Annotated in this window: 24 protein-coding genes; 10 read left to right on the forward strand and 14 right to left on the reverse strand. The window is 67.1% G+C overall.

Annotation, left to right across the window (positions count from 1 at the left end):
• The 3 genes from IEY68_RS00005 to IEY68_RS00015 form a co-directional block, all read right to left on the reverse strand.
• A partial coding sequence (locus tag IEY68_RS00005; RefSeq protein WP_189093952.1) for a hypothetical protein occupies positions 1–2,202 on the reverse strand: 2,202 nt, incomplete at its 3' end.
• Between the two features lie 238 nt (positions 2,203–2,440).
• Positions 2,441–4,111, reverse strand: a complete 1,671-nt coding sequence (locus IEY68_RS00010) for a hypothetical protein (protein WP_058853148.1) — start codon at positions 4,109–4,111, stop codon at positions 2,441–2,443.
• A gap of 175 nt (positions 4,112–4,286) precedes the next feature.
• A complete protein-coding gene (locus tag IEY68_RS00015; protein ID WP_229718540.1) occupies positions 4,287–5,822 on the reverse strand; it encodes a hypothetical protein in 1,536 nt (511 codons plus the stop codon).
• A gap of 214 nt (positions 5,823–6,036) precedes the next feature.
• On the opposite strand from IEY68_RS00015, the gene IEY68_RS00020 reads away from it, so the two are divergent.
• The gene (locus tag IEY68_RS00020; RefSeq protein WP_058853155.1) at positions 6,037–6,546 is read left to right on the forward strand and encodes a DUF4232 domain-containing protein; all 510 of its coding nucleotides are present in this window, start codon (positions 6,037–6,039) and stop codon (positions 6,544–6,546) included.
• Positions 6,547–6,614: 68 nt separating this feature from the next.
• Here IEY68_RS00020 and IEY68_RS00025 read toward each other — a convergent pair whose 3' ends face one another.
• A complete protein-coding gene (locus tag IEY68_RS00025) occupies positions 6,615–6,839 on the reverse strand; it encodes a hypothetical protein (protein ID WP_058853154.1) in 225 nt (74 codons plus the stop codon).
• A 1,036-nt stretch (positions 6,840–7,875) separates the two neighbouring features.
• Here IEY68_RS00025 and IEY68_RS00030 point away from each other — a divergent pair.
• The 4 genes from IEY68_RS00030 to IEY68_RS00045 all read left to right on the forward strand — a co-directional run bounded on the left by IEY68_RS00030 (position 7,876) and on the right by IEY68_RS00045 (position 13,233).
• Positions 7,876–9,192 carry a PucR family transcriptional regulator gene (locus tag IEY68_RS00030; protein ID WP_082681103.1) on the forward strand — a complete coding sequence of 439 codons (1,317 nt, stop codon included), beginning with the start codon at positions 7,876–7,878 and terminating at the stop codon, positions 9,190–9,192.
• An 849-nt stretch (positions 9,193–10,041) separates the two neighbouring features.
• Positions 10,042–11,349, forward strand: a complete 1,308-nt coding sequence (locus tag IEY68_RS00035) for a fatty acid desaturase family protein (protein ID WP_058853145.1) — start codon at positions 10,042–10,044, stop codon at positions 11,347–11,349.
• Positions 11,346–12,344 carry a patatin-like phospholipase family protein gene (locus IEY68_RS00040; RefSeq protein WP_058853144.1) on the forward strand — a complete coding sequence of 333 codons (999 nt, stop codon included), beginning with the start codon at positions 11,346–11,348 and terminating at the stop codon, positions 12,342–12,344. Before IEY68_RS00035 ends, IEY68_RS00040 begins: the two co-directional genes overlap by 4 nt.
• Positions 12,345–12,555: 211 nt before the next feature.
• Positions 12,556–13,233 carry a class I SAM-dependent methyltransferase gene (locus IEY68_RS00045; RefSeq protein ID WP_058853153.1) on the forward strand — a complete coding sequence of 226 codons (678 nt, stop codon included), beginning with the start codon at positions 12,556–12,558 and terminating at the stop codon, positions 13,231–13,233.
• A gap of 392 nt (positions 13,234–13,625) precedes the next feature.
• Here the strand turns inward: IEY68_RS00045 and IEY68_RS00050 are convergent, their stop codons facing one another.
• Entirely contained in the window at positions 13,626–14,228 is a 603-nt protein-coding gene (locus IEY68_RS00050) for a hypothetical protein (RefSeq protein ID WP_058853143.1), read from the reverse strand.
• 106 nt (positions 14,229–14,334) lie between these two features.
• Positions 14,335–15,390, reverse strand: coding sequence for a medium chain dehydrogenase/reductase family protein (locus tag IEY68_RS00055; protein WP_058853142.1), 1,056 nt, complete (start codon positions 15,388–15,390; stop codon positions 14,335–14,337).
• A 108-nt stretch (positions 15,391–15,498) separates the two neighbouring features.
• On the opposite strand from IEY68_RS00055, the gene IEY68_RS00060 reads away from it, so the two are divergent.
• The 5 genes from IEY68_RS00060 (at position 15,499) to IEY68_RS00080 (ending at position 18,968) form a co-directional block, all read left to right on the forward strand.
• On the forward strand, positions 15,499–16,140 hold the full coding sequence (locus IEY68_RS00060) for a TetR/AcrR family transcriptional regulator (RefSeq protein ID WP_058853141.1): 642 nt from the start codon (positions 15,499–15,501) through the stop codon (positions 16,138–16,140).
• Positions 16,141–16,236: 96 nt separating this feature from the next.
• Positions 16,237–16,455 (forward strand): hypothetical protein, encoded by a 219-nt coding sequence (locus IEY68_RS00065; protein ID WP_058853140.1) that lies wholly within the window; start codon positions 16,237–16,239, stop codon positions 16,453–16,455.
• Positions 16,456–16,768: 313 nt separating this feature from the next.
• Positions 16,769–17,716, forward strand: a complete 948-nt coding sequence (locus IEY68_RS00070) for an acyl-ACP desaturase (protein WP_058853139.1) — start codon at positions 16,769–16,771, stop codon at positions 17,714–17,716.
• 461 nt (positions 17,717–18,177) lie between these two features.
• Positions 18,178–18,546, forward strand: a complete 369-nt coding sequence (locus IEY68_RS00075) for a roadblock/LC7 domain-containing protein (RefSeq protein WP_058853138.1) — start codon at positions 18,178–18,180, stop codon at positions 18,544–18,546.
• Positions 18,543–18,968: a roadblock/LC7 domain-containing protein gene (locus IEY68_RS00080; protein ID WP_058853137.1), complete on the forward strand. Its 426-nt coding sequence runs from the start codon at positions 18,543–18,545 to the stop codon at positions 18,966–18,968. The genes IEY68_RS00075 and IEY68_RS00080 overlap by 4 nt, the downstream gene beginning before the upstream one ends.
• 33 nt (positions 18,969–19,001) lie before the next feature.
• Here IEY68_RS00080 and IEY68_RS00085 read toward each other — a convergent pair whose 3' ends face one another.
• The 8 genes from IEY68_RS00085 to IEY68_RS00120 form a co-directional block, all read right to left on the reverse strand.
• On the reverse strand, positions 19,002–20,333 hold the full coding sequence (locus IEY68_RS00085) for an amidohydrolase family protein (RefSeq protein ID WP_199804859.1): 1,332 nt from the start codon (positions 20,331–20,333) through the stop codon (positions 19,002–19,004).
• On the reverse strand, positions 20,321–21,136 hold the full coding sequence (locus IEY68_RS00090) for an energy-coupling factor transporter transmembrane component T family protein (RefSeq protein WP_058853136.1): 816 nt from the start codon (positions 21,134–21,136) through the stop codon (positions 20,321–20,323). The genes IEY68_RS00085 and IEY68_RS00090 overlap by 13 nt, the downstream gene beginning before the upstream one ends.
• Entirely contained in the window at positions 21,136–21,696 is a 561-nt protein-coding gene (locus tag IEY68_RS00095) for an ECF transporter S component (RefSeq protein ID WP_058853135.1), read from the reverse strand. The genes IEY68_RS00090 and IEY68_RS00095 overlap by 1 nt, the downstream gene beginning before the upstream one ends.
• Positions 21,693–23,393: an ABC transporter ATP-binding protein gene (locus IEY68_RS00100; RefSeq protein WP_058853134.1), complete on the reverse strand. Its 1,701-nt coding sequence runs from the start codon at positions 23,391–23,393 to the stop codon at positions 21,693–21,695. Before IEY68_RS00100 ends, IEY68_RS00095 begins: the two co-directional genes overlap by 4 nt.
• Positions 23,390–24,607, reverse strand: coding sequence for an adenosylhomocysteinase (locus IEY68_RS00105; RefSeq protein ID WP_058853133.1), 1,218 nt, complete (start codon positions 24,605–24,607; stop codon positions 23,390–23,392). The genes IEY68_RS00100 and IEY68_RS00105 overlap by 4 nt, the downstream gene beginning before the upstream one ends.
• Positions 24,604–25,416, reverse strand: a complete 813-nt coding sequence (locus IEY68_RS00110; protein ID WP_189093953.1) for a Rossmann-fold NAD(P)-binding domain-containing protein — start codon at positions 25,414–25,416, stop codon at positions 24,604–24,606. The genes IEY68_RS00105 and IEY68_RS00110 overlap by 4 nt, the downstream gene beginning before the upstream one ends.
• Before the next feature lie 73 nt (positions 25,417–25,489).
• Positions 25,490–26,005, reverse strand: coding sequence for a hypothetical protein (locus IEY68_RS00115; protein WP_229718541.1), 516 nt, complete (start codon positions 26,003–26,005; stop codon positions 25,490–25,492).
• Positions 26,006–26,109: 104 nt separating this feature from the next.
• Positions 26,110–26,265, reverse strand: coding sequence for a hypothetical protein (locus IEY68_RS00120; protein ID WP_189093954.1), 156 nt, complete (start codon positions 26,263–26,265; stop codon positions 26,110–26,112).
• Between the last annotated feature and the right edge of the window lie 98 nt (positions 26,266–26,363).

A 26,363-nucleotide genomic window follows, 5' to 3' on the forward strand; every position in this document is an offset into this window, starting at 1 on the left:
GATCACCGCGGCCTCCGCCCGATACCGCGCCGCCAACTCAGCCGCGTCCGGCCCCGGATCCTGCCCGGGCGCACCGGCCGCGCCCTCCGACTCATACCGCGCACCGGCCGATTCGGACTCCGGCAGCACCCGTGAACCAGCGGCAGGATCATCAGCGGTATCGGGATCTGCCTTCGGTGTATCACCCTCCTGTCCGATCCCCCCGGGCTCCTCGGGAGACGCCTCCGGTGGTTTCGCCGCAGACTCCTCGGCCGCCTTCGCGGCGGCATCGGCCACTGTGGCACCGTCGCTTTCCGGCTCGGGTTTCACAGCCGACGATTTCGGTGGTGCGCCGGACTCCTCGGCCGAAACCGGCCTCTCCGGATACGCCTGTGGTTTACCGGCCGGCTCCGGGGTCTTCGGCGGCTTCCCGCCCTCGGATGCCTTGACCGGTGCCGTTTCCGGAGAGGTTCTGTTCACGACCGCCGCTTCGGCAGTCGCCTTCGTGCCGGACGCCTTGGCGGGCGCATCGACAGGTTCCCGGACCACGACACCGTCCGCTTGCCGCGGTGCGGGCCGCTCCCCGGCCTTGCCTGCGGCTGCCGTCTCGTCGGCGCCGCTCACCGCGCGCGTGGAACCGGTATCGGCTTGCCGCAGTGCGGCGTCGAAATCTTTGCCGGACGAGGTGTTCAGCTCTGATTCCGTCGCGCCGGAGGGTTTGCCCGGCTTGTCGACGGATCCGTGTGCGGTCGTATCGAGGAGTCCGCGTTCCGCGCCGGGGACAGCGCCATGCGAGGTATTGCGCTCCGCGACGACCGGACTTGTGGGTTTGTCCGGTTTGAGGGCATCCGGTCGCGCAGGTGATTCATCGGCGGCGATCCGCTGGAGCAGACGGGCATGCAGCTCCCCGGCCGGTTGAGCGTTTCGGCCATCCGTGAGCCGACCGGCGTCATCGACCGTTCGGAGAGGTTGAGAGCTGTTGCCACCCGGATACGCGCCTTGTCCGGCCCCGTCGCCGGTGTGGGCATCACGACCGGCCGATACCGCCGGCGCGGACTCGGCACCGGGCCCGAACGTATCCGTCTTCACGATAGTGACGTTGTCGGGCAGCACCAGCCCCTGGGGTTGCCAGTCGACCGAGTTGTACTGCTGGGCGCCGGGTTCCCGGAGCAGCCCGGACAGCAGTTCGTTGAGTTTCTGCTGGTGAGTCTTGGGTTGTGCGGTGGGGACGGCGGCCGGCAGCGGACCGCGTGCGTCGAGAGCATCCGTGAGTGGACGGCTGCTGTGCCCTGCGACCTGGGAGCCATGGGCGCCGAGCTCCGGACCGGTGGCAGCGGATTCGGGAGCCGGGGTGGGGGCGCGCAGACTTGCCAGGCTGTATCCTGCGGCGCCGAGGAAACCGCCTGTCACGGCGGGGAGGAGACTTTCGGTGAAAGCATCGAGGGTGAATTTCTCGCCCGACAGCGCGACCGCCGCCCCGGTGCCGAAAAGCCCGCCGACCAGGCCACCGACACCGCCGATGAGCATCGCGCCCCCGACTTGGAAGACCACACGCCCGCCGGTGCCGGTGGCGCGTTCCGCGTGGGCAAGGGTACTCGGGATGACCCATCGGTCGCCGACCCATTTGCCCGCGGCCGCGCCGGCGGCGCCACCGACACCACCCGCGACCGTCGCGACCCAGACTTCCTTCCGGTTCACCTCGTCGCGCTGATCGTAGGCGACCTGCTTCAATTGCACCGCCAGATTGATGCCGCCACCCTGCAGCACACCGACGAGTGCCGCCTTCCCGGCCAGTACCAGGGTGCCGCGTTGAGCGGCGGCCCGCGCGCTCACTCCGGCGAGGTATTCCAGGAGTTTGCGCGAGGCGATCCCCAGCGCCGTTCTGGTTCGCATCGTGGCGAGGTAGGCCTCGATCGCGCCACCGGCGCCGAACATGATCGCGGCATGCGCCAATGTCCACGCCAGGATCACCGCGAATCCGATCACCGTCCACTTCTGCACCTCGAAGGCATTGGCGCCCTCGTACAGCTGCTCGGCTTCGCTGTCGAAGTGGTCGGCCTGACTACGAAATTTCTCGGCCAGGCCCCGATATTCTTGTTCGAGCCGGTCGCCTGCTCGGCCTCTGATGGCATGGAGTCGGCTGTCGGCCTTGATATCGAAGTACTCTGCCTGTGCGCGGCACCGCTCGGCGGTTTCCGAGCAGTGGTCGGCCCGGCGACGCATGGAGTCTTCCCTCGCCTCGGGAAAATGCCCGGCGACGACCTCTATGACGGGAACGGGTAGCCATGGCGGCAATAGCAGAGACAATGTCAACTCTGCCCGTCAACCCACACCCGGCAAGGAAACCCTGTATTCGCTCGACGACTGATCTGGTCCAACTCCTGGACAATCGTAGGCAACTTCCCAGCATTGGAAACGTCACTGACAGCGGTCCACAGCGACACCCTCCCGGATCCCCGGCTCAAAGCGTATGAGGCAGAGCTGTCCGCGCCATCTCCACCAGCAGCCGATGCAAGGCCTTCGCCGAGACAGGAGCGTCGTCGCGGTGCACTTCGACGGCAGCGAAACCCGCGGCCAATGCCCGACCGGCCGAAAACACGCCATTGTCGAAGCAGTAGTCACCCAGTTCAGCGCGCCAGGACTTGTAACCACTGACGATGCGGCCCAGATTGTCGTTCTGAGCACCGCTGATACGTAGATATTCGGTGATCAGTGTGCGCTGTACCACGGCCCGGGCGCGCGCCCCGCCGCTCAGATCGAGTACATGGCCGAGTTCCCGCAGCATCGTCACATACATCGGCCGTTGCCGCAGTACAGTATCCGCGAAATCGGGTCCGGCCCGTTCGCGCCCGATGAGTATGCCGGGATCCGCGGCGGCGGCGCCACTCAAGACGATCCATGGTTCCGGAGGTTCCGATACGGCCGCCTCGGGCACCACAGCGGCCTCGTTTCGGTTCTCGACCAGAGATGGCGGCCCGCCGTCGGCGACCTGGATCCCGCACAGGATGATCGGGTACTTCGTGAGTACCACGTCGACGGCGTCGGCGATCTCCTGTGCGGTCTGTTCGGCGATACCCGCCGTTTCGAATCCGGCGATCTCGAGATCGTGCCGGGATGCCATCTCATGCAGGATCGCCATGGCCTCGTCGCCGGTTTTCCGGCGCGCCCGCGCGGGCGCGGGCTCCCGGGCCGGGGTTCGTCCTCGCTCTTCACCCGGCTTGGCGGGGACCGGTGGGCGACCGGTGTTGGGCGGCGGAGACGCCCGCGGTGGTACCGGGTTCTCCTGAGGTGCGGCGGCCCCTGCCACACCCGGCCGGGGCACGCCCGCCGGAGTCCGGCCCCACGGAGAGTCGGCAGCCGGACGGGCGGAATCGGCGCGGGCGGCGGGTATTTTCGGATCCGCCGGCGCTGTGGTGGTACCCGTTCCGGGGCCCTGGGATGCGGGCATTACGGGGGCCGCGGCGCCCGGAGCGGTGATCATGGGTTGCTGCGGATCACGATCCGGCTCGGAACTCGCGCCGAGGTCCGGAGAGCTCGAATCGGCGGAGTCCGACTGTTCCGGCGCAGATGGCTGCTGCTGGTCCGGTTCCGGCGCGGATTGCTGCTGTTCGGGCGGCCGTGACCGGTCCGTGTCGGTGGTGGCCGGCGCCGTGTCATCGGTCGACGACGGCCCCGCGGCAGCTGCTGCCGCATTGCCGGGTGGACTGGTCGGCCCGGTGGCTTGCCGGGTGGCCTGGGCAGCCTGGTCCACATAGCGCGAGGTGGGATCCAGGGACGGATATGTCTGCATGATCGGATCCGCGCTCATCGTGCTGGCGGGATCGGAGCTACCCACCTGCGTTCGGCCCGCTCCGTCCGCGTTCGCGAATGCGTCGGTGGTGGCGCGGATACCGGCACTGATCGCACGGACGCTGTCCACCAGGTTCTCGAAACCGGCCATGCCCTGTTCCGCGCTCGGCACGAAGCTTTCGGCGAAGGCGTTGCCGGGCTTGTCACCGCCCCAGCAATCGCCCTCGCGGGCCTGAGCCATCTTCAACTCGGCCACCAGCTGCGCCACTTCATCGGCGATCTCTTCCAACTCCGCCGCCGATGCGTGCATCTCATCGGGATCGAGCCACAGTGATTCGCTCACATCGACCCCCTCTCACCGAGGAATCGCCACGGGTCAGGCCCAGAATTCCTACAGTGTGCGCGAGATCGGGCCACACCGCATCACGTACTCTTCCTGGCACTGGCAATGCTGTCACCTGCGCAGAGACACGGTGCCCGCGCCGGAGTCGTTCATTCCCGAGTGGGCACCGCCGTGCTCACGCCCGAGCGTCCTGGCGTTCCCGATAACGCTGTTCGAAGCTCTTCACGAAAGTGGCCGGTGCCACCGATGACGACGAATGCTCCAGCACCCCGTCGTCGGCGATATAGAAAATGGCCCGGCCGATGGCGATTTCACCCTGCGGCACCGGCACGTACACCATCCAGCCGCAGGCGAACCGATCGGCCGTCAACTGGTCCAGCGGGTACCCGGTGGTATCCAGACCACGGCCTTCGATATAGCTGCACACCCGGAAAACAGCCTCTTGTTCCGGCATCCGCTGCGGCAGCACCGCCACAACCCCGGCGATGGAGAGCTGGTACATGGCCCCATCGATATCGAAACCGATCTCGTCGCCGAACAGACTCGTTACTGTCTCTCGCGTCACCACACCGACTTCGGCGGCCGATACCAGCGCCGCCGCGGCCGCTCGCTGCTCCGCGCCCGGCGGGCGCGCGGCCAATCCCGCGAGCATGTCGATCACCGTGCTCGCCGTCCACACCCCGGGCACCGCGGTGGCACAATCGGCCGCGTCCGGCGACTCACCCCGATACCAGCGACCGGATTCCCACCAATACACGAACGACAGCAGCCCGGTCGACGCGCGCGGATTCAGAACCGGGTCGGCAACCCAATCCGGCGCTCCCGCATAGACTTTCGGCATATCGGCGCCGTCGTTGTAGACAGCGTCCAGGTTGGGCGATTCCCATACCCCACCCGACAACACCGCCCGGCCGCCGGGCAGCGAATACATTGTGGAGCCGCTGCGACGCGAGCTTTCGAACCATCCCATCGAGGGCAGCAATCGGGGGCCCAGATCGGATCGGACCGCTACGAACGCGGCCGAGATACATGCCCAGCGGGCCCACATCTGTGGAAAATCCGGGAATTGGTTCTCCGCCAGCACGGGCCATACCTCGGCCGCGCGGTCGGCGCGGGCCTGCCGCGCCGCCTCCTGCGGAGTGCGCGACAGCCGATTCTCGTGCCGGACGTAGGCCGCCAACCATACCGGGAGCGTCTCGCGCGGATATTCCGCCAGATCCGCACGATAGGCGTCCGGCTCGAACAACTGTCCCTCCGGGAACGGCTCGTCACCGAAGTCGTAATCGACCTCCAGCTCCCCCTCGGAATTGAACCCCACCAACAGCCGCCACCACGGCTCACCGTCCAACTCGGCCACCAAGGCGCGATGTTCCCGCACCCGATTCAATACCGGCACCGATGGCTCCCCCCGGGTCGACCGCTCCCCGTCGAAGTACACCACCTGGGCGACCCCGGTGGTAGCGGTCAGCGCGAATACGGCCTCCAGCCGCTGCCACCCGGACGGTCCCGCCTGCCCCAGCGAATCGGCGATCCGACGCGCCAGTGCCCGATCCGGGCTCCCCTCGACGAGATCTGCGGACCCATCGGCGGGGTCCGCGTACTCAGCAGGAGGATTCCCGGAATCGCCGCCCGGCCGGAGATCGAAATCGGCGGCCGGCGCTTCTTCACCCTTTCCGGCACCGTCCGGCATTTCTTTGTTCTGATCGCTCACTATCCGCTTTCGCCGGTCGCCCGCGTCGAGTCCTCCCGCACAGCCAACCTAGCCCTGCCGGACTCACAGCTCCCATGCGTGGGAACCTCGCTGGGCGACTGACCGACACCGGCCCGGCTCGACCGGCGGTCATCCGTCACTGCGCCCATCGGGGCGAGATATCTGTTCGAATGGCCCGATGATGTATCGCATTTCGAAAGGAACCAAGACGTCGATGAAGTGGCGGGTCGCGGGAACGGCCGGGGCCGCGATGGCATCCCTGGCGGTGATGATGATCCCGGCGGCGACCAGCGCGGCCGCGCCGGCCGCGTGCTCCGCGGAGACAGTGGACCTGAGCACCCGCGAACGGCCGTCCGACTCACCCGGCCAGAGCCGGCTGGAGATCGTCCTGACCAACACCTCCACGCAAAGCTGCGCGGTACAGGGATTCCCCGGCGCCGACCTGGTGGGACCAGAAGATCCGACCTTCGGCCCGACCTACCGGCTGCCCCGCCAGGAGGTGGGCTTCGCTCCGGCGACAGTGGAGCCGGGCGCCGCGGTGAGCAGCCTGCTCACCTACCTGCCGGGAGGCCCCGGCGGCTGGGTCCCGGCGACGATCGTCGTCACGCCGCCGGATACCACCACCCAACTGCAGGCGCCGTGGCCGGTGGGCGTGAGCGTGCAACGCCAGGACGGCGCCACTCACCCGGGCACCTACATCGGCCCGCTGCAACCCGCCTCCTGAATCACCCGCTCCGCCGCCGCGCCGACCCCGGTCGGCGCGGCGGCGGGGACGAGGTGGGATTCCCGAGACTACCGGCGACCCTCACGGTCCCGGCGGGCAGCGGCTCCCCTACGGCGTAGTTCGGCCCGGTCCAGCCAGTTGTAGACCGCGTCGTACCCGGCGACGCCGAGTGCGATCACACCCAGCAGGCCGGTTATCACGGTGGCCGGGATCAGGCCCAGCATTCTGCACAGTACGACCAGGACGACGAGCCCGATCCCGATCCCGAGGCTCCACTTCCCCAGACCGCTCATATCTTCGCCGACTCCCCGGGCAGGAGCGTCCAGCTCGCCGTGCCGATTTCCGGGCGTATGTATTTCACCGATATCCGTTCGTCGAAGTACTGGGCGCGACAGCGCATAGGAGATACGCAGCATAGCCAGACCTGCGTCACAGCGACGCTCGTCCGGCAGCGGATGCGTCTCCCGCCGACGAGGCCCTGACCATCAGGTCGCAGTGGGTCGGCGCCGGCCGCGAGCAGGATCGCGCATACGCTTCGGCTCGATTCAGCACCGCCCGGTGCAGCAGGTTCGCTCCCTCCGCGCCGACGGTGTTCGGCTCGGCACGGATAGTGAGCACCCGGGTCAGGCGCGCATCGTCGCGAGCCGTGATCGCGCATCGTCGAGGACCGCGCGCTCGCCATGGTGCGCTTCGACCCGTCTCGAAACCTCGATTGGACGGAGTCGACCACGGCTGCGTCTCGTCCAGCGCCCTGCCGGTGCGGAACGACAGCGCGAGCCATCGGCGCGCCCCGGTACTCCTCCGGTGGCAGCGGGTCCCGACGACCACGTAGTTGCGGACATTCCCGTGACCGCGTCATCCTTCGGGCAGCGAACACCTCGACTACTTGCACGTACGGAGCTATTCCGAGGCTAATGGCAAGTGCGCCGACGATGGAATATCCCGAGAGGCCGGACCATGGGCCGCCGATAGTGCGTTGCGCACAGCCGGTGGCCGACATGATCCCGGGAGCCGATCGAATCGCTCGAATCCTCGGCTGGGCGATATCGCCGACCGCCCAGGTACCCGCGCCCCGCCCGCGCCACCCCCAGGTTCGACCCGATATTGTGCACTCTGCCCAAAGCAGTCCACCGATTGTGGCGCTTCGACATATTTCCCGTCCTCGAACGGCTGGCTAACCTCTTATCACACCGACTACGGAAGCTGAAGAGGTTTGTCCGGAACCGTTGAACATCTCGTGCTGGGCCGTAGCGGCTCCGGGGCGCCCGCCCCGGGGGTTCGGCCGTCACCGACCCACCCACCCTCACGTCCCGTGAAAGGCCATGCGCGATGACCGCTTCCGCACTTCCACCGCGACACCGGCCCGGACCGCCGCCGGAGACGACGCCGACCCTGGTATCCACCATGGTTGTGGAGATCGGGGCGGGGTTACGCGCGCGGGAAGCGGAGATCTCCGAGGGAATGACTCGACGCATACTCCACGCGATCGACTACAGCCGCGCCGAGCCGCAGCTCTCGGACCTGCGTACCGCCAGCATCCACGCCAATATCTCGACCATGGTCGAGATATTGGCCAACGATATCCCCGTAGCCCACCTGCAACCGCCGCTGGCGGCGGTCGAATCCGCGCGGCGGATGGCGCAACGCGAGATTCCGTCCAACTACCTCGTGCGCGCCTACCACATGGGCCAGAACACCATGATGCGGATCTGCTACGACGAGGTCGCGCAACGGAATCTGCCAACAGCGCTGGGACTGGCCGTACTCCAACGGCTCACCGAGAACGTCTACGCCTATACCGACTGGATCATCGAGTACGTCCTCGAGACATATGAAACCGAACGTATGCGGTGGATGAATGCCCGCGGCAATGTCCACTCTTCCACGGTGCACACACTGCTCTCCCCGAGAACGGGAGATCCGGCGGGTTTCGAGGCCGAGACCGGATACCGTCTCGACCAGGCTCATCTGGCGGTGATCCTGTGGTCCACGGGAACCGACGAGGTCGGCACCCTGGCCCTGCTGGATTCCGGCGCCCGGACGATGGCGCACATCCTGCAGGCCGACGGCCCGCCCCTGGTGACGGCGATCGACCCGCGGACGATGTGGGTGTGGTTCCCGTTCGGCAGACGACCGGCGGTCGATGCCGACGCGCTGCGGGCGGACGCCGGGCTGACCGAGGGGGTACGACTGGCCGTCGGGCTCCCCGGGCGGGGCCTCGACGGCTTCCGCCGGTCACATCAGCAGGCCGCCGCCGCCTACTTCGTCGCCACACTGCCGGGTACGCCGTCGTCGGCACGCCCGGCGATCGGATTCGGCGACCCCGGTGTGGCGGTGGTATCGCTGCTGGCCAAGGATCTGGACTCGACCCGGCAATGGGTGCACGAGGTGCTCGGCGCACTTGCCGACGACACCGAGCAAGCTGCAACCCTGCGCGACACCCTGAGCACGTTCTACGAGACCGGTGAAAGCCATGTGCACACCGCACAACGGATGACACTGCATCGCAATACGGTCAAATACCGCATCACCAAGGCCGTCGACGCCACCCGCCGTACAGGGGCGGGGCAGGAGAAACTGGATATCGCACTGGCTCTTCGGATCTGCCGCTTTCTCGGACCGAGCGTGCTCCGGCCGCCGTCCTGACCGACATCCGGCGAGCTCGCCGGGTACGACCCGCGCCCCGCCACAGTCGGCGGACGATGCGAACAGTTCCGCCCAGGTTCAGGCCGGCCGACGCACCGCCGACGCCGGTCTCCGTTCGGCCTGTTTCGAGGCGACCCGGAGATGAATACGCCGCCGCTTCGGCCGGTGCTCGCCGACCCGCTACCGGCCGATGGTCAGCGAGCGTCGAAAGGCTTTTCGGAGCCGCATTGCAAACGCGCCCCGTTCGAGAAATAACCGAGCCCGACAGTAAGGCCTTCCGTCCTGCCGGGCCGGCCGCGGAGACCAGCACATCGATCGCCGGCTTCTCGCGGCGGCAATACGATATCGCGGACCGCGGCCGGTCGGATCATCGGTCGAGAGTGTTGTGCGACGAGAACAAAGCCACTCCGCTGAATGTGCAATGCGGACAAACTTTCGGAAAGTTCAGGCGGTTTCATTGTCCACAACAGAGCGCTTCAGTAGGGTTGTCCGGGCCGATCTCAACACGCTGCCCGGTGCCGATACAGACTGAAAAGGAAGTGCGAAAACAAAGTGTTTCGGTATTCGGCGAAGCGGTCGCAACGGTTGTCGTATTCGTTGCGTGCACGGCCTGCCGAGGTAGCAGTCGAGAACAGGCAGAAAAATTTTCATTCCTGCCGAATGCGCCGATCGGAGTCGATCTCTCCCCATTGACACCGCGGATGAAGTCACCGCATTACGCGCAACTCTTTGCCATCGCAACGGCCTTCCGGGATGGAAGGGCCGCGAGGCAGTCCACGTCTGTGCATTCATCAGAGTTTTCACAATATTCACCTGAAGTTTTTATCCAGGAGCTCGGTAACAACGTCGATGGCTATCACAGACATAAAGGCATTCGCTCATCTCACCGAGGCCGATATCGAGGCGCTCGGCCACGAACTGGATCGGATTCGCTCAGACATCCAGGGATCACTCGGACAGCGAGACGCCGACTATATTCGGCGTGTCGTCGCATTTCAGCGCGGACTCGAAACAGCGTCGCGCCTGATGCTGCTGTGCGGCGGGCGGTACCGGGGCGCGCGGATCGCCGGCACCCTGATGCTGGCGGGCTCCAAGATCATCGAGATGATGGAGGCCGGTCACAACATCAGCCATGGGCAATGGGATTGGATGAACGACCCGGAGATCCACTCCGCCGGCTGGGAGTGGGATTTCGCCGGGCCTTCCGCCCATTGGAAACGCGCGCACAACCATGTTCACCACACCTATACCAACGTGTACGGCATGGACACGGATCTCGGTTTCGCCGTGCTCCGGATGACGCGCGATGAGCCCTGGCGTCCGATTCATCTGATCCAGCCCGTCACCAGCCTGGCCATCGCGGCGGGTTTCGAGATCGCCATTGCCGTGCACGACCTGGCGGTCGAGCGCCGGCACCGTGGCATCCCCCGGAGCCACTGGCGGTCGAAGCCGAACACCGTCTTCGCGCGCAAGCTCGCCAGTCAGGCCGGCAAGGATCTGCTGTTCTATCCGGCGCTGAGCGGACGGCGTTTCGAGCACACACTCGTTGCGAACGCCTCCGCGCTGCTGCTGCGGAACGTGTGGTCCTTCGTGGTGATCATGTGCGGTCATTTTCCCGACGGAGCCGAGAAGTTCACCATCGAACAACTGGACACCGAAACTCGAGGCGAGTGGTATCTTCGGCAGCTGCTGGGCAGCGCCAACTTTCACGCCGGCCCCGGGCTGGCGCTCATGACCGGCAACCTCTGCTACCAGATCGAACACCACCTGTTTCCCGACCTGCCGAGCAACCGCTACCCCGAGATCGCCCAGCGTGTCCGCGCCCTGTGCGACAAATACGATCTGCCCTACACCACCGGCTCGCTACCCGCGCAGTTCTGGCTGGCCTACCGCACTATCTGGAAACTCGCGCTGCCGGACGGGCTTCTGCGCGGTACCACCGACGACGCCACCGAAACCAGGTCCGAACGGAAGTTCCCGGAGGTTTCGCCCGGCAACAGATCCACCCGGCAAACGATCGATCCGGTCACCGGCGCCCGGCGTGGACTCCGCACCGCGTTGGCCGCGGGAGCCGCGGCACGAGGCAAGGATCCAGGAACCGGCCGCGGATTCCGGCGCTGGATCGCGGCGTTCGCCGGCAGGCGGGAACAGCGGTGAAAGAGCAGTCGTCGACGGAGGAACGCCCGGTAGTCCGGATCATCGCGGGTGTGGCCGGCCGCAGCCTCGCCATGATGGTGGGAATGGCCATCGGGACGGTCGATGCCCTGACTGCCCGGCGAGCCCAGCACAACCGGCGACCGGCCCCCGCCCTGCAACCGGTGGTCGTGGGCGTCAGCGGTGGCGCGCTCGCGGCTACCGCGATCGCGCTGAACATGACACGCGAGCGGGCGCGCGGGATCGCCATCGATCATCCCGAGCACGAAGTGCTGGGCGCCAGGAGCCTCCGCAGTCTGATGACACGCCGTGCCCTCTACCCACAGGCACGAATTCGCGAACTCGCCCATGCCTTCGCTGGTGATCGCACATTTGCCGATTTCGCCCTCGGGCCGCCGGGCCGAGAACTCCCCCAGGCGACATCGTCACTGCTCATCCCCGTCTATGCGGCCGGACACGGCACATTGCTGCTGCCGCGTGATCTGCCGAAGCTGGGCTTGGCCGACCTGCCGGTCGCGGACGCGATCGTCGCCGCTACCCGGATACCGGGGGCTTTACCCGCGGCCGCCGGGCTCGACGGGGTCTTCGACGGTGGCTGCCAATACCGGGTCCCGCACGATATCTTCTCCCCACACCCCGCCCTGATCCTCGACCTGTACGGGCCGCAACCGTACGACAGCCGAGGCGGACTGATATTCCCGCTGCTCCATCCATCGCTGCCCGCGATCGCGCATCGCCCGCGGCCGTTCCAGGACCAGGCCCTGCGTGATTCGACCATCTTCGCCCACCAGCCTTACGGTGCGGCGCTCAATGCACCCGCACGAACGTCCGATGAACTGTTCGACACCGGCTACGACATCGCCGCGACCTGGATTCGGACCCGCACCGAAGAGCAACTGCTGAACGTCGTCGACGCGCACGTTCTGGGGTTGCCGGAAAAAGGTCCCGCGGCCGACCGACACGAGCAGGCCGGGGGTCTGTCACGCGCGGCCGGGTGACGACCGCGACTGCCGCCGGGCCCGCCGGGAACCCGACGCGAGAATGCGGCGGCCCGGCGGTGTCCCCCGTCGCCGCGCCGGGCCGTGGCCCGAGCCGCGAAGTAAGGCACCCGATGACCGGCACACGGCTCTGCCGAACCGGCGGGGCCGGCACGCTCTGCGCGACGAGCCGGGCATGCGAGAGGATGTCTATCGGCGTACCGTCGAGTCTGTGAGCAGCGGCGACGCGCCGGCGGCGACGGTAGAAGGCTCGGGTCTGTGGGCCCGGGCGTTCGCGAGGCTGTACGACCCGCTGCTGTGGGTGGGTGAGAGAGCGGGGATGGGCGCTCGCCGCCGGGATCTGCTCGGCCGCGCGAGGGGCCGAACTGTCGAACTCGGCAGCGGCACCGGCCTCAATCTCGACTACTACCCCGACGGCCTCGACGAGCTGATCCTGACCGAACCGGAGGCCGCGATGCGTGCACGGTTGACGCGACGGCTGCATAACAGCCGCCGCCGGGCGCGTGTACTCGACGCACCGGCGGAAAGACTGCCGTTCGCGGATGAAACCGTGGATACGGTCGTCTCGACGCTGGTGTTGTGCACTGTCGACGACCCCGATCCAGTGTTGCGGGAGATCGAGCGCGTATTGCACCCTCGCGGCCGCCTGTTGTTTCTCGAGCATGTGCGTTCCCGGTCACCGCGACTTGCCTACTGGCAGGACCGCCTCGCCGGCCCGTGGCGCCGGTTCGCGGAGGGTTGCCATTGCAACCGTGCCACCCTCGAGCTGATCCGGGGGCGCGGGCTGGACGTCGAAGACGTGCAGGAAACGTCGTGGCGGGGTATGCCCCCGATCGTTCGACCGCTGACCATGGGCGTGGCCACCAAAGCGGCAGCCGGCCAGAGCTGAGACCGCACCGTCACACACCCAGCGCGGGCTGCTGCCGAATCCGACTGTGCCTGTTCGCGGGGCCGCGGGCATGGTGGCACCGCCGGTCTCGGCCGGGATCGCGGCACCGGTTCCGGCGGAGCACGATCCCGGGCCGCCGTCGACGTGATGCTCCCGGGGCTGCCCGTTCACCGATTACCGTTGAGGCCCTTCACAATCCGTGACGCCCCATCCACGAGCGAGCATGTCCCGGTCGATGCGCTCGAATTCGGCACCGAGGTCTCCGGCCGCCGAGATGGGGCGTCTTCGCGTCGCCGTCGGATTCTGCCCTGCACCGGAGTTCCGCGCTTCTGGGATTACGGGCCTGCGGCCGGTGCGGACCGCGCCGCGTTTCCACCCGGCGCGGGACCCGGTCAGCGGATACGGTGGCGGCGGAATTCGAGGACGGTGGCGACCGCGTAGCCGCCACCACCGGCCACGGCGAGGATCCAGAACAGGCCGGGTGTGCTGAAGAAGAGTGCGGTGGTGGAGACCAGTGCGAGCCAGACGCCGAAACTGTAGTGCAGGATGTTGCGGCGTGCGGCACCTTCGCTGAGGTACATCAGGCCGACGATGAGACCGGATCCGGCCGGCCAGAGTACGGCTTGCAGATCGGGCGCGGCCAGGCTCGACGAGAGGCCGGTGATGGCCAGGAACAAGGCCACAAAGGCGACGGCCCAGGAGAGTCCGAGGAGCTGGCCACTGAGAACATCGGGTTTACTGGCACCGCGCTGAGCGCGCAGAGCCGCGACGGTGGCGCATACGGTCCCGATCGCGAGACCGATACCGAGCAGGGTCAGCGGCAACCAGGCGGGCAGCGTGACCAGCGGGCTCTCGCCCTGGGAGATCGCCGCGGCGCCGTGTCCGAGGATGTAGGCGAGTCCGAAGCTGATGTAGGTGGCGCGGTTGTCGACATCACCGCCGCGGGTGACGGCGGCGACGGTGGGAATCGGGGTGGCGAGATCGGCAGTGGTCATGGCTGGAGCCTCCGAGGTGTGGGTGTGGATATACACGAGGTGGAACGGGGGAAAGACAACCGCCGCTCAGCGAGCGATGGCACGCGGCGTCACAGCACGGTCGTCGTCACGACAGGCTTCGGTCCGGCACGATGACGACCTTGCCCGCGACGGTGTGCGATTCCGCCAGCGCCAGTGCCGAACCGGCTTCCGATAGTGGGAACTGCGCGGCGATCTGTGGGGTCAGCACGCCGTCGGCCAACAGTTGCAGCACCTGAGTGAGGTCTTCGCGCAACCGTCGGCGGAAGGCATCGAGGTGGCGTCGGCCGGCCCAGAGGTTGTAGAAGTGGGCGCTCTTGCCGTTGGGCAGGTAGTTCCACATCGCCAGTCGCGCGAACAGTTTCAGCACCGGTAGTTGCGGATTGTCGTCCGCGTCTTTCGACGCCGCGGTGCCATAGGACACCAGCGTTCCGCCCCGGCGCAGCAGGCGCCACGACTCCACCACCGCGGCACCACCCACGTGATCGAATACCGCGTCCACGCCGTCCGGCGCGAGCTGCCGGATCCGCTGGTACATATCCGGTTCGCGGTAATCGACCGGGGTCACGCCCTGCTCACGCAGGGCGGCGTGGTGACGCGGGGCGGCCGTGCCGATCACCGCGATCCCGGCGTGGCGGGCCAGCTGCACGAGCGTGGAGCCGACGCCGCCGTTGGCGCCCAGCACCACTATCGTCCCGCCGGAGCGCACCGCGGCTGTTCCGTGCAGCATCTGCCAGGCCGTGACACCGTTGACCACCACGGTCTCCGCGGCGGCCGGCGACAGGCCATCGGGTACCGCGACCAGATCTCCGGCGTCCAGCAGCAGCGCGCCGGCCCAGGCGCCGACCTTGGTGACCGCCGCGAACCGGCGCCCGATCAGCGTGGCATCCACCCCTGGGCCGGTCGCCGTCACGGTGCCGACCACGTCGTAACCCGGCACGAAAGGAAACGGCGGCTGGTCGAAGTACTTGCCGAGCCGCATCTGCTGCTCGGCGAAACATACGCCGGTCGCCTCCATCCGCAGTACAACCTGCCCCGCGGCGGGCGACGGAAGTTCGCGGGTGGTGACCCGCAGGCCGCCCGGCTCGACTTCGCCCGGCAGGACGATCTCGGTGACCGTCGTTGTGGCGGTGTTGTTTTCCATGATGCGTTGCGCTCCGATCCTTAACAGCTAACGCCCGTAAGGCTACGCATGTAAGTCGGATAACCGCAAGAGCTAACACATGTAAGTTTTGTGCTGTAAGGTGATTTCATGAGCGATGACCACACCGCGACGCGTACCCGCATTCGCAACCCGCGCGGGGAAGGGGCCCGACTGCGCGACGAGATCGTCGCGGCAGCCGTAACGCTGCTCGACGAAACCGGCGAGGAAAGCGCCGTCACCCTGCGCTCCGTGGCTCGCCGAGCCGGAATCGCCGCTCCCTCGATCTACCGCCACTTCCCCGATCAGCCGGCCATCATGCTGGCAGTGGTGCGGAAAGCCTTCGCCGAGCTCGACGAACAATTGCGCGCCGCAGTGGACGCCGCGGGCCCCGAGCCCCGGGAGAAACTGCTGGCCGTGTGCCACGGCTATCTGGAGTTCGCTCGCCTCCGTCCGGGGCGGTACCGCACCATGTTCGGCGGGCTCTGGTCACCGGATCTGAACGAAAGCTCGGTCACCGAGAACGATGTCGCCACCCTCGGCGGGGCGAGCATGCGGCTGCTGGGAACGGCGCTCGAGAACTGCGTCGCCGACGGCTGCGCCACCAGCACCGACCCGGCCGCCGACGCGGTCGCGCTCTGGCTCGGCCTGCACGGGCTCGCCCACCAGCGAGCGGCTGCCCCCTCGTTCCCGTGGCCGTCCGATATCGCCGAACGAGTCATCACCACGCTCGCGCACTTCACCGACGCGTGAGAAACCATCGCATGCGGCCCTTGCGCGGTCCGGCAGCGGGACAATACGAGACCTCGCGCATTCACCGGTACCGGTGCTGCCGAGCTGACCCACCTGATGCGCTCGACGGGCGGATGGGGGGACCGGGAACCACTACACGAGGTGTACGCGTCGGTCGCCGCGACCGGCACGGTGTGGTGGGCCATCGAATTCGCAGCGGGTGGAAATCAGCTCAGCAGAGAGTTCGCCGAGCACGCCCCGCTCCCCGAGGGGCCGGTCTTCGCCGAGATAGCCGCAGCCGTCCGATGGCTGGCCTCGGACACCGACCGGCATTGATCGAATAGGGTCCAGAATGGAGCGTTACCCGCGCCACTGATCGGAGCCGAGTGCCCGCGATGGACACAGAGATCGAGGCGACGATCAGGCGGATATCGCCGACGCCCGAAGGTATGTGAACGCTGCGCGGACCTCCCGGCCACTGCGCGGCGAACCGGGTCCCGGTCGCCGTGTCACCGGATACACGCAGGTAGGTTCGCCTTGCACGCACGAGCGGCAATTGACGACCGCGGGACGGGACGGCGCTACGCCGGCCGGAACCGCACCGCAGCACTTTCCGATCACGTCCTACCTACATCGAGGAAGGATTCGCATGGGCCGGGATCTGACGCAGTACGAGTTGCTCGCCGAACTGGAGCCGGTGGTCGCCGAAAATCTCGATCGGCACCTGGCGACGGCCAAGAACTGGAACCCGCACGACTATGTGCCCTGGGACGAGGGCCGCAATTTCTCCGCGCTCGGCGGAATCGACTGGGAGCCCGGCCAGTCACGGCTGTCGGAGGTCGCCCGGGTCGCGATGATCACGAACCTGCTCACCGAGGACAATCTGCCCTCCTACCACCGGACGATCAGCGAGCACTTCTGCCGGGACGGCGCCTGGGGTACGTGGGTGGACCGCTGGACCGCGGAGGAGAACCGGCACGCCATCGTCATGCGCGACTACCTGATCGTCACCCGTGGGGTCGATCCGGTCGCGCTGGAGAACGACCGGATGGTGCATCTGTCCCGCGGTGTGCAGGCGCCGGAGTACTTTCTCGGGATGCTGGATCAGGTCGCCTATGTGACCTTCCAGGAACTGGCCACCCGAATCAGTCACCGGTGCACCGGCCGGGTCTGTGAGGATCCACTCGCCGACGCGATGCTCAAGCGGATCGCCGCCGACGAGAACCTGCACATGCTCTTCTACCGCAATATCGGCAGCGCCGCGTTCGACCTCGCACCGGATCAGGCCATGGAATCGGTCACCAAGATCGTGCAGGATTTCGCCATGCCGGGGCGCGGTATGCCCGACTGGCGCCGCAACGGCGTGTTGATGGTCAAGCACGGCATCTACGATCTGCGCCAGCATCTCGACGAGGTACTTCTTCCGGTGCTGCGGATCTGGGACATCTTCGATCGCACCGATTTCACCGCCCGCGGCGAGCGCAGCCGCGAGGAACTGTGCCGATATCTCGACAAACTGAGCCACGACGTCGAGCGATTCGAGGAGCGGCGGGCCCGGCTGCTGCAACGAGAAGCCGCGAAGACCGCGGCCGGCTGAGTCCTCGCGCTGATATCGACGAGTCCGGAGCCGCGGCCGGCTCGCCCCGACCGGGGAGCGGGCCGCGCCCCGGCGCCTCCTCGACACAGCTCCGGTGACGGCTTCGACCCGGGTTCGTTTCGGCGATTACGCGTCCTACTTCCGGTGACCAGCGGTTGTGGTCGGGTGCAGGGTCCAGGCGGCAAAATCTTGCCGCACAACCTTTCTCGGCCGCGCAGTGCGGAAGATTCCACGAAGTTGATCTAGATCGAGTCCGGTTTCGTTGCTAGGCTGTTGCTGCTGACGGAGTCGGGTTCACCGACCTCCGGCACGAACCCAGTTGGTAACAGGAGCCTTTCGTCATGCCCTGCTGTTCATCGACCCTCAACTCGTCGTTCAGTAGTGTGCCGAGAGCCGACCTCTCGATAGAAAAGTCCGCGGAGCGTCGATACAGAACGCCGCACGGACGCAGGAGCTTCCACATGAATATGGACGACGCACTACGCGAGGGAATGAGCGTGGACGGGGCGATCGGCATCGCGCTCGTCGACGCGGGCAGCGGAATGTTGCTGGCGAAACAGGGCGGCAATTCCGTTTTCGACCTCGAGGTCGCCGGCGCCGTGAACACCGAGGTTCTGCGCGCGAAACTACGTGCTATCGAAGCCTTGCAGCTGAACGACTCCGTCCAGGACATCCTCGTCACTCTCGACGCCCAGTACCACATCATCATGCCGCTGGCCCGGAATGCCGACGAGCAACTCTTTCTCTACCTGGCGCTGGACCGCTCACGCGCCAACCTGGCTCTCGCCCGCCATCAGCTCCGTCGCGTCGAACAAGCGATCAGACTATGAGTGACGGCACCGCACGCCATGAAGTACTGCTCAGCGACCCCGAGGTCGTGGGCCGCCTACTGCAGCGAGCATGCGACGAGATCGACGGAGTCGAGCATGCCATCATGACCAGCCGCGACGGCCTCCTCATTGCCGCGAACAGGGAATCGAGCGGCCATCGATCCGCCGATACCATCGCGGTCCGTGCCTCGGCGATGGCCGCCGCCGGCGCCGGGATCGGCGACCACTTCACCCAGCTGGTATCCCATGGCCGGCTACAAGGCTCCATATTCGAGGCCGAACACGGCTGCGTCGGCGTTTTCCCGGTCAGCACCACACTGCTGCTCATCGTGACCAGCCGAATTTCGGTCAGTATGGGCCGGTTCAGTGTTGCGGCCAAGAGAACACTGCAGTTACTGCAATCCTCCGACCCTGATCATTGATCGCTGGATCTCGTCGGTAGTGTCCGGGCGCGCTCAGAGCGGCGCCTGTTCGCGAACGTACCGGAGCTCGCCGGCGATGACCGTGCCCAGGGCGCTGCCTTCACCCGCCTCGACGACGGCGGCCAAGGTATCGGATGCGGTGGGCATATCGGCTTCGACGACAGCGATATCGGCCAGCTTTCCCGGCGCCAGGGTACCGATCCGGTCCGCCATTCCCATGGCCGCGGCCCCACCGGTGGTCACCGCGTCGAACAGTCGCCGATGGAGATCGCGCTCGCGGTAACCCTGTCTCCGCGCGATCCGGTACAACTCCCCCACATCGGCCAGCACATCGAGGGAGGGACTCGAGGACAGCGAATCGGTGCCCACGGCAATGATATTTCCTTCCCGCAGATAGTCGGCGACCGGCGCTTCGTCCAGGCCGAGTACCGCGTTCGATCGAGGACACAGTGCCACGACCGTCCCCGTATCGCGCAGCGCGGCACGGTCGTCGGCATTCACGTAGATGCCGTGCGCGATATGTGTATGCGGGCCCAGCACACCCACCGATGCGGCATATGCCACCGGCCCTACTCCCGCACCGCCCTGGCGCAGCAACGCGAATTCGTCGTACCCCCAGCTCCGCCACCGATCGGCGAGCGGGCCCGCGCCCGCCACCACATATTCGTGTTCGGCCGCGGATTCGGCGACGTGGATATGGCTGCGCAGCCCACGCTCTCGTGCCAGCGCGCTCAGGTCGGCGAGCACCTGGGTGTCGAGAGAGTACGGGGCGTGCGGCGAAAGCCCCACGGCCCGTGCGGCGGCGCCGCTCGCGTTGTCCAGGATCTCGACAGTCCGTTTCCGCCCGTGGCTCTGCCAGTCGGCGGCACGCAGGCTCATCACCTCCCAATAGGCGATTCCGTGCACCCGGCCGGCCCACAGTACGTCGAGATTCTCCACGTGGGTGACGACGTCGCTGAGCGCTGTGGTACCACTGCGGATCACCGCATCCAAGCCGCGCTCCGCGGAAGCCCGCCAGTCGCCGCGCCGCCGGAAGTCCGCGGCGAACGCCGTCGACCACTCCTCGAAACTGCCGTAGATCCGCCTGCCCAGGGCAGCCATATCGGTGTACTGCAGATGCGCGTGGGCGTTCACCAGCCCCGGAATCAGCGCACCCCGCCACTCCACCACCTCTGCCCGGGTGCCCAGCCCGCGTAAGACCTCCCGCAACGGGCCGACGGCGACGACGAGTTCACCCAGTACAGCGACCGCCCCGCGCCTGATGGCGAGACCATCTCCGGCCAGTACCCACGGGGCGGTGTGTACCGTGATCGGGGCACCGCGCACCCCGGTAACGGCTGCCGCGCAGCCGGTCACCAGAGCCACAACCCGGGCATACGACCGGTCACCTTCGCCACGGTGACGGCGCCCGCCACGCCGATGAACAGCGCCAGCACGGCCCGATCGGCGTTGTCGAAACGCAATACACGCAGCCAGGTCCGGCGGCCGGTGCCGAACCCGCGCAGATCGAGCGCATCGGCGATATCCTCCGCTTCGACGAACGCACCGACGGTAACCGGCACGATCAGCGGCTGGAGCTCCCGGACCCGGCGTACCGGATTGCGAGTCGCGGACACTTCGTACCCGCGCAATCGCTGAGCCGCGATGGTCTCGCGCAGGTTGGCGGCGATGGTCGGCAGGAACCGGAAGGTCAGATCGATGGCGTACGCGAACCGCGCGGGTACGCCCAGACGTGCGAAAGCAACCGAGAGGTCACCGGGCCGCACCGCGAACGCCAAGGGAAAACCGGTCAGCGCGATGGCCAGGAAGCGCAGCACCATCACCACGGTGTACGAAACCGACGCCGTCGACACGGAGATATCGAGCAGCGGCAATCTGAACAGTTCTGTCGCCGTACTGCCGTATTGCCGGGCACCGACGATGAGACCGTTGATGCCCGCCAGCAGGAATACGAAGATCCCGACCGTGATCCAGTTGGCTCGGACAGCGTGGAACGGAATCCGGGCGGACGCGTAGAACCCGAGGGCGAGCACCGCGGCGACGGCCATCAGCCGCAGATCCCGGATCTGTGTCACGGCGAGCACCGTCAGGGCGGGGACCAGGATCAGGACACGGGGGTCGCGCCGGCCGAGGAACGAGTCACCCGCCAGGTAGCGTGGCGCCTCCATCAGCGTCCGGCACGGCGGGCCAGCGGCTGCCAGGCTCTGTCCAGCACCGGAACCAAGAGCAGTGACACCAGGCCGGTGGTGGCGACTGCGGGGAGATACGCTCCGGTGAACCAATACACGAATGTGTGGCCGAGCAGAACCTCGGTGATGGTGAACGCCAGACCGGCGACGACCGCGACGACGGTCAACCCGGCCAACCGGACAACCTTGCCGGTCCGACCGGCCGGCTCGGGCAGATAGTGCGCGAGCAGCGCGGCGAACAGGCCCACGAGCCCATTGGCCAGGCTCCAGTTCCAGAAAGTGAGGAAGCCGAAACCCTGGATCTGGTCCACCACCGCGGTACCCACCAATCCGGTGAACAGCCCCGCGATCGGTCCGAACCTGATGCCGACGAACGCGACGATGGCAAGCGCCGGCCGGATCGCGACATTGGCGGTACCCGGGATGATGAAGCTGAACGTCCCCAGCGCACCGTAGAGCGCGGCGCCGACGGCGCCGAACACCACGGTGCGTGAGTCGACGCTCCACAGCCGGGTGGCTGCGGTTCTGCTGACTGTCATATGTTCTGCTCCACTGGGGATTCGGGTGAGTTCCGGACGGATGGGGTGTCGTCGCTCGCGAGCGGGCGGCCGAGGCGCCGGGCGAGTTCGTGCGGCGAGGGGATCGGACCCGGCAGCGTCGCGGCCGCCCGGGCCGCGCGCACATAGTCGGTTTCGCGCAGCACTGCGTATCCGTTCGAGTCGGTTGACCCGGTGTGCCACAACGATTCGTCGTGGACGATGTCGTACGGGGTGCCGTCGGCGCGCAACGCACCGTCCGCGACGACCAGCACCCGGTCCGAGCGCCACAGGGCCAGATCGATGTCATGCGTGATGAGATAGACGCTGTCGATATCGGACAGAGCCGAGATCTCATCGAGGAAGTGGCCCGACGAACGCTGGTCCTGGCCCGCGGTGGGCTCGTCGAGGATCAGCGTGCGCGGACGCAATGTCAACGCCAGTGCCAGGGCCAGCCTGCGCTGCTGACCGAACGACAGTGTCCGAGGCGGCCTGTCCAGGATGCCCGGTTCATCCGATAGCCCCACCGCGGCCAGTGCCCGCGCCGAGATCTCGTCGATATCACCGGCCTCCGCACCGAGATTGCGCGGGCCGAAGGCGAGTTCGTCGGCGACCGTGGCGGCGAAGAACGCCTGGGCCGGATTCTGGAAGAGGTAACCGATCAGTGCGGCCATCTCCGCGGCCGGGTACTCGTCGACCGGCCGGTCCTCGAGCTCGACATCGCCGGCCAGCACGTCCACCAGCCCCACCGCGGCGCGCAACAGCGTCGACTTCCCCGCTCCGTTAAGGCCCAGTACCGCGATGCGTTGTCCGGTCAGTAGTTCCGTGCTCACATTCTGGAGAACCGGGACCGTCCGATATCCCAACTGTGCACCCGAATATCGCAGCCGGGCCCCACCCGGGCGGCGGCCGGGCGGGTGCCGCTGCGACGTCAGGACCTCGGCGCGTGCGACCAGAGTGTCGAACGGTAACCGCACCGCATCCGGGTCCGCGACGCGCAGGAATCCCGCCGAATCGCCGGAGTAGGTGATCTGCCCGTGCTCCAGGTGGATCACTTGGTCCGGATCGATGGGTACGACCTCGTCGACCCGGTGCTCGATCACGATGCCGGCGCCGCCGCCGTCCACGTAGTCACGCAGCGCACGCAGCACCCCGACAGCGGCGTCGGGGTCCAGATTGGCCAGTGGTTCGTCGACGATGATCACCCGGGGCCGGAGCACCAGGATTCCGGCCAGCGCCACGAGTTGTAGTTGGCCGCCCGATAATTCGTGGGTGGCCGCATGCAGCAGTTCGTCCGGAATATCGAGTGTTTCGGCGACCTGTCGCACGCGGGCTCGGATCTGATCCGGAGCGAGCCCGCGATTCTCCAGACCGAACGCCAGATCGGCGAGCACCGAATGCCCGACGACCTGTTTGGCCGGATCCTGGAGCAGGGTACCCACGGTTTCCGAGATCTGGCGAATGCTCAGATCTTCGGCGGCGAGGCCGGCCACCGTGACACTACCGGTGACTTCCGCACTATAGGCATGCGGGACCAGACCGTTCACCACCCGCATCAGCGTGCTTTTCCCGCATCCCGACGGCCCCGTCACCAGCGTCAGCTGCCCCGGTTCGAGCCGCAGGCTCGCACCGCTGAGCGCCGGCCGGCTACCCGCGGCGTAGGTGACCGAGACGTTGTCGAGGGTGATCAGCGCGCTCAACGGGCCTGCCCGCCGATATCGATACGGATTCCGGCGCTGTCGAGTTTCGCCCGCGCCACCCGTGCGTCGGCTGTATCCGGTAGCGGATGCACGCCGACGGCCAGCTCCTCGCCCCGTGTAGCCAGATGTTCGACGGCCAGTAACTGGACGCCGAAGGACAGATCCATGATCTCGATCGGATTACCCTCTCCCGCTGTGCAGTTGATGCATCCCCCGTTGTCGAGGACGAGGATCGTGCGCCCGTTGGGCAGCAGAAATTGCTCGACGCGGTCGGCGACGGTGCGCCTGGCCGCACCCGCGTCCAGCACCGCCGCGATCGCGATCTCCTGATCGACACCGCCCGCCACCGCCACCGCGGCTCCGTCGGGCAGTGCCAGCAGATGCTCGATATCCACGGTGTGCGCGAATCCGGTCGCGGAGATCAGCAGATCGGCATCCGCCGCAGCCTCGGCCAGGGGCGCGACTCGATAGCCGGCGTGCACCGCCTCCAGCGCTTTCACCGGATCGATCTCGGCGACAGTGACCGTCGCGCCGAGGGCGCTCGCCGAGCGCGCCACACCGCGGCCGACATACCCGTATCCGGCGACAGCGACCAGTTTGCCGGTCAGCGCGACTCCCAGCAGGTCGGCGATGGTGCACACGGTCGACTGGCCGGTGCCGTACTCGTTGTCGAACAAGGTTTTGCTGCGGGCGTCGTTGGCCGCGATCACCGGAAGCCGCAATCGGCCTTCGCGCTCCATTTCCCGAAGCGGCCGCAGCCCGCTGGTCGTCTCCTCCGACGCCCCGATCGTCGAGTCCAGGACGTCGCTGTGCTCCGCATGCGCCAACCGGATCATGCGTGCGCCGTCGTCGACGATGATGTGATGGCGGCGGTTCACGAATTCCAGCGCCTGCCGGCGTTCGGTTGCCGAATCGGCGTCGGATCGAGCGAATACGCAGATACCGGCCCGGACCAGCGCGGCCGCGATATCGTCGCGCGTGTTCACCGCGCGACAGACCACCGAGACATCGGCTCCGGCCCGGGCGAGGCTCAGTGCCAGGTTGGCGGTTTTGGGTTCCAGAACCAGCGAAAGCCCGATCCGCAGGCCGGCGACAGTACGAGCGCGGTGCAACTCGTCACCGAGAGCGGTCGTCACCGGCATGAAACGCCGGGCCCAGTCGATCTTCTCCTGTCCCCTCGGCCACAACCCGGAATCGCGTACCCAGGTGGTCACGTCGTCAGCACTTCGGCGAGTTCCGCTTCGGCACGGACGTACCCGACAGTGGCGAGTAGCACGGTGTAGAGCGCCCGCAGCTCGGCGGTGGCGGTGTCCAGCGCATCCGGGGTCGGCGCCTGGACCACGAAACACGCACGTGGACCGGCTAATTCGGTAAGATCGCGCACTGTCGCGCCCCGCTCCGCGGGCAGCACAACACCTGAATGTTCCGGGCGGGCGGCGTCGACCACGATCAGCGGACGTTGCGCGGCGACCGCCGCGCCGGGGTCGAACGGCGGGTGGTCGCTACCGGTGACGACGACGACATCGATGCCGACCGGAATACTCTGCGGCTCACCGAGGGGCCGCACCGGCACCCCGTGACGCCGGGCGAGGTCCACCAATTCGATCGAGTTCCGACCAGCGATCTCGAGCCGGCCGCCGATCCGTGTCAGCGCACCCGCCAGCGCGTCGGCGACCGGGCCGGTACCCAGCAGCAAGAATCGCGTGCCGGGTAACAGCAGGTTCGTCTCCCGCGCGAATGCGCGCAATACCAGATCGGCCCAGGCCCGTGTCTCGTACCCCGTGACCACGGGCGATGCGGCGAAGGTATCCCGGTCGACGACCAGTTTCTCCCGTTCGCCCGGCGTAGACGCCGGACCCGTGCCCGGCACCGTGGACCACAGCGCCGTGACGGCGGCGGCCGTCACGGCGCCGAGCGACGGATCGACAACCGGACGACCGGAATATCGGCCCGCGATGGGACGGGCAGACACCCGCGCCATCGCCGCCCGGATACTCGGCGCACGAAACCAGAACTGAGACACAGGGTTTGTTATATCCATCGTCGTGCACCTGCGACGACAGTTAACCTCGCGGTGACCACAACCCTCGCAGGCACTATCCGGCTGCGTCACGAGCCGCCGCGACTCCGGCGTCATAACTGTCGACCACGCGCCCGGTACCCGGTTCATACCGCGACCCGAGAGCTCCGGGTTCGTAGGTCATGAAGACGACGTCGGGCCGCCCACCGTTGTACTTGGCGTAGGTGCCGTAGTCCCATCCCTCGGGGGCGTATTGATCGTCCCAGGGCAGGCGGGCGGTGGGTTTGAACCCGCAGAAGGAGTAGAGGTCGGGAAGGACAGTATCGAAGCAGTTGAGAATCCGGCCGCCCAGCGACACTCGTACGCCCAGGAGCGCACTGGAGACATGCGGATAGTTTCCGTCCTTGTGCGCCCAGAGCGACAGGAGTTCGTCACCGCGAAGCGCTCCACCGGCCTTGCCGTCGTCGGTGACGAACAGCCGCATGTTCCGATATTCCTCCAGGCTGTGCACGTTCACCGATGCCGAGTATCGGCTGCTGTCCTTCAGCGCCTGCATCTGCGCCTGGAAGTAATCGGCGTCGGCAGGACTCATCTCGTACACATCAGGGGTGCTGCGCCCATGTTGTCGCAGGAACGCGGCATACTCCTCCGAGAGAGTGTGCTTCGCGACCGGGTGGACCTCGCGGTCCCCGAATTTCAGAACCCGAAGGTCTGCGCCATATGAATCGCCTCGTCCGTCCACCTCTGCTCGATCAGACGCCGGTCCTGCTCCGGCAGCTCGGGGCTCCACCCCAGCGTCTTCCAGAACTCTTCCCGTTCGCTTCGGGTCAACTCCGGTATCGGATCTGTCATATCGGATCCCCTTTCTTGCTTCGTGGTCGTTCCCAGTGTGAGTCCCACTTGCGCTCTCCAGCTTCGCACTGGTCTGTCTGAGAGAATTTTCGGCAGCG

The organism is Nocardia jinanensis, from assembly GCF_014645735.1.
GTDB lineage: Bacteria > Actinomycetota > Actinomycetes > Mycobacteriales > Mycobacteriaceae > Nocardia > Nocardia jinanensis.

Excerpts from the sequence above, each read along its gene's own strand:
- IEY68_RS00025 (WP_058853154.1), bottom strand. The coding sequence starts at position 6,839 with ATGAGCGGTCTGGGGAAGTGGAGCCTCGGGATCGGGATCGGGCTCGTC.
- IEY68_RS00070 (WP_058853139.1), top strand. The coding sequence starts at position 16,769 with ATGGGCCGGGATCTGACGCAGTACGAGTTGCTCGCCGAACTGGAGCCG.
- IEY68_RS00080 (WP_058853137.1), top strand. The coding sequence starts at position 18,543 with ATGAGTGACGGCACCGCACGCCATGAAGTACTGCTCAGCGACCCCGAG.
- IEY68_RS00055 (WP_058853142.1), bottom strand. The coding sequence starts at position 15,390 with ATGGAAAACAACACCGCCACAACGACGGTCACCGAGATCGTCCTGCCG.
- IEY68_RS00050 (WP_058853143.1), bottom strand. The coding sequence starts at position 14,228 with ATGACCACTGCCGATCTCGCCACCCCGATTCCCACCGTCGCCGCCGTC.
- IEY68_RS00095 (WP_058853135.1), bottom strand. The coding sequence starts at position 21,696 with ATGACAGTCAGCAGAACCGCAGCCACCCGGCTGTGGAGCGTCGACTCA.
- IEY68_RS00120 (WP_189093954.1), bottom strand. The coding sequence starts at position 26,265 with ATGACAGATCCGATACCGGAGTTGACCCGAAGCGAACGGGAAGAGTTC.
- IEY68_RS00020 (WP_058853155.1), top strand. The coding sequence starts at position 6,037 with ATGAAGTGGCGGGTCGCGGGAACGGCCGGGGCCGCGATGGCATCCCTG.
- IEY68_RS00115 (WP_229718541.1), bottom strand. The coding sequence starts at position 26,005 with ATGAGTCCTGCCGACGCCGATTACTTCCAGGCGCAGATGCAGGCGCTG.
- IEY68_RS00035 (WP_058853145.1), top strand. The coding sequence starts at position 10,042 with ATGGCTATCACAGACATAAAGGCATTCGCTCATCTCACCGAGGCCGAT.
- IEY68_RS00090 (WP_058853136.1), bottom strand. The coding sequence starts at position 21,136 with ATGGAGGCGCCACGCTACCTGGCGGGTGACTCGTTCCTCGGCCGGCGC.
- IEY68_RS00030 (WP_082681103.1), top strand. The coding sequence starts at position 7,876 with ATGACCGCTTCCGCACTTCCACCGCGACACCGGCCCGGACCGCCGCCG.
- IEY68_RS00075 (WP_058853138.1), top strand. The coding sequence starts at position 18,178 with ATGAATATGGACGACGCACTACGCGAGGGAATGAGCGTGGACGGGGCG.
- IEY68_RS00060 (WP_058853141.1), top strand. The coding sequence starts at position 15,499 with ATGAGCGATGACCACACCGCGACGCGTACCCGCATTCGCAACCCGCGC.
- IEY68_RS00065 (WP_058853140.1), top strand. The coding sequence starts at position 16,237 with ATGCGCTCGACGGGCGGATGGGGGGACCGGGAACCACTACACGAGGTG.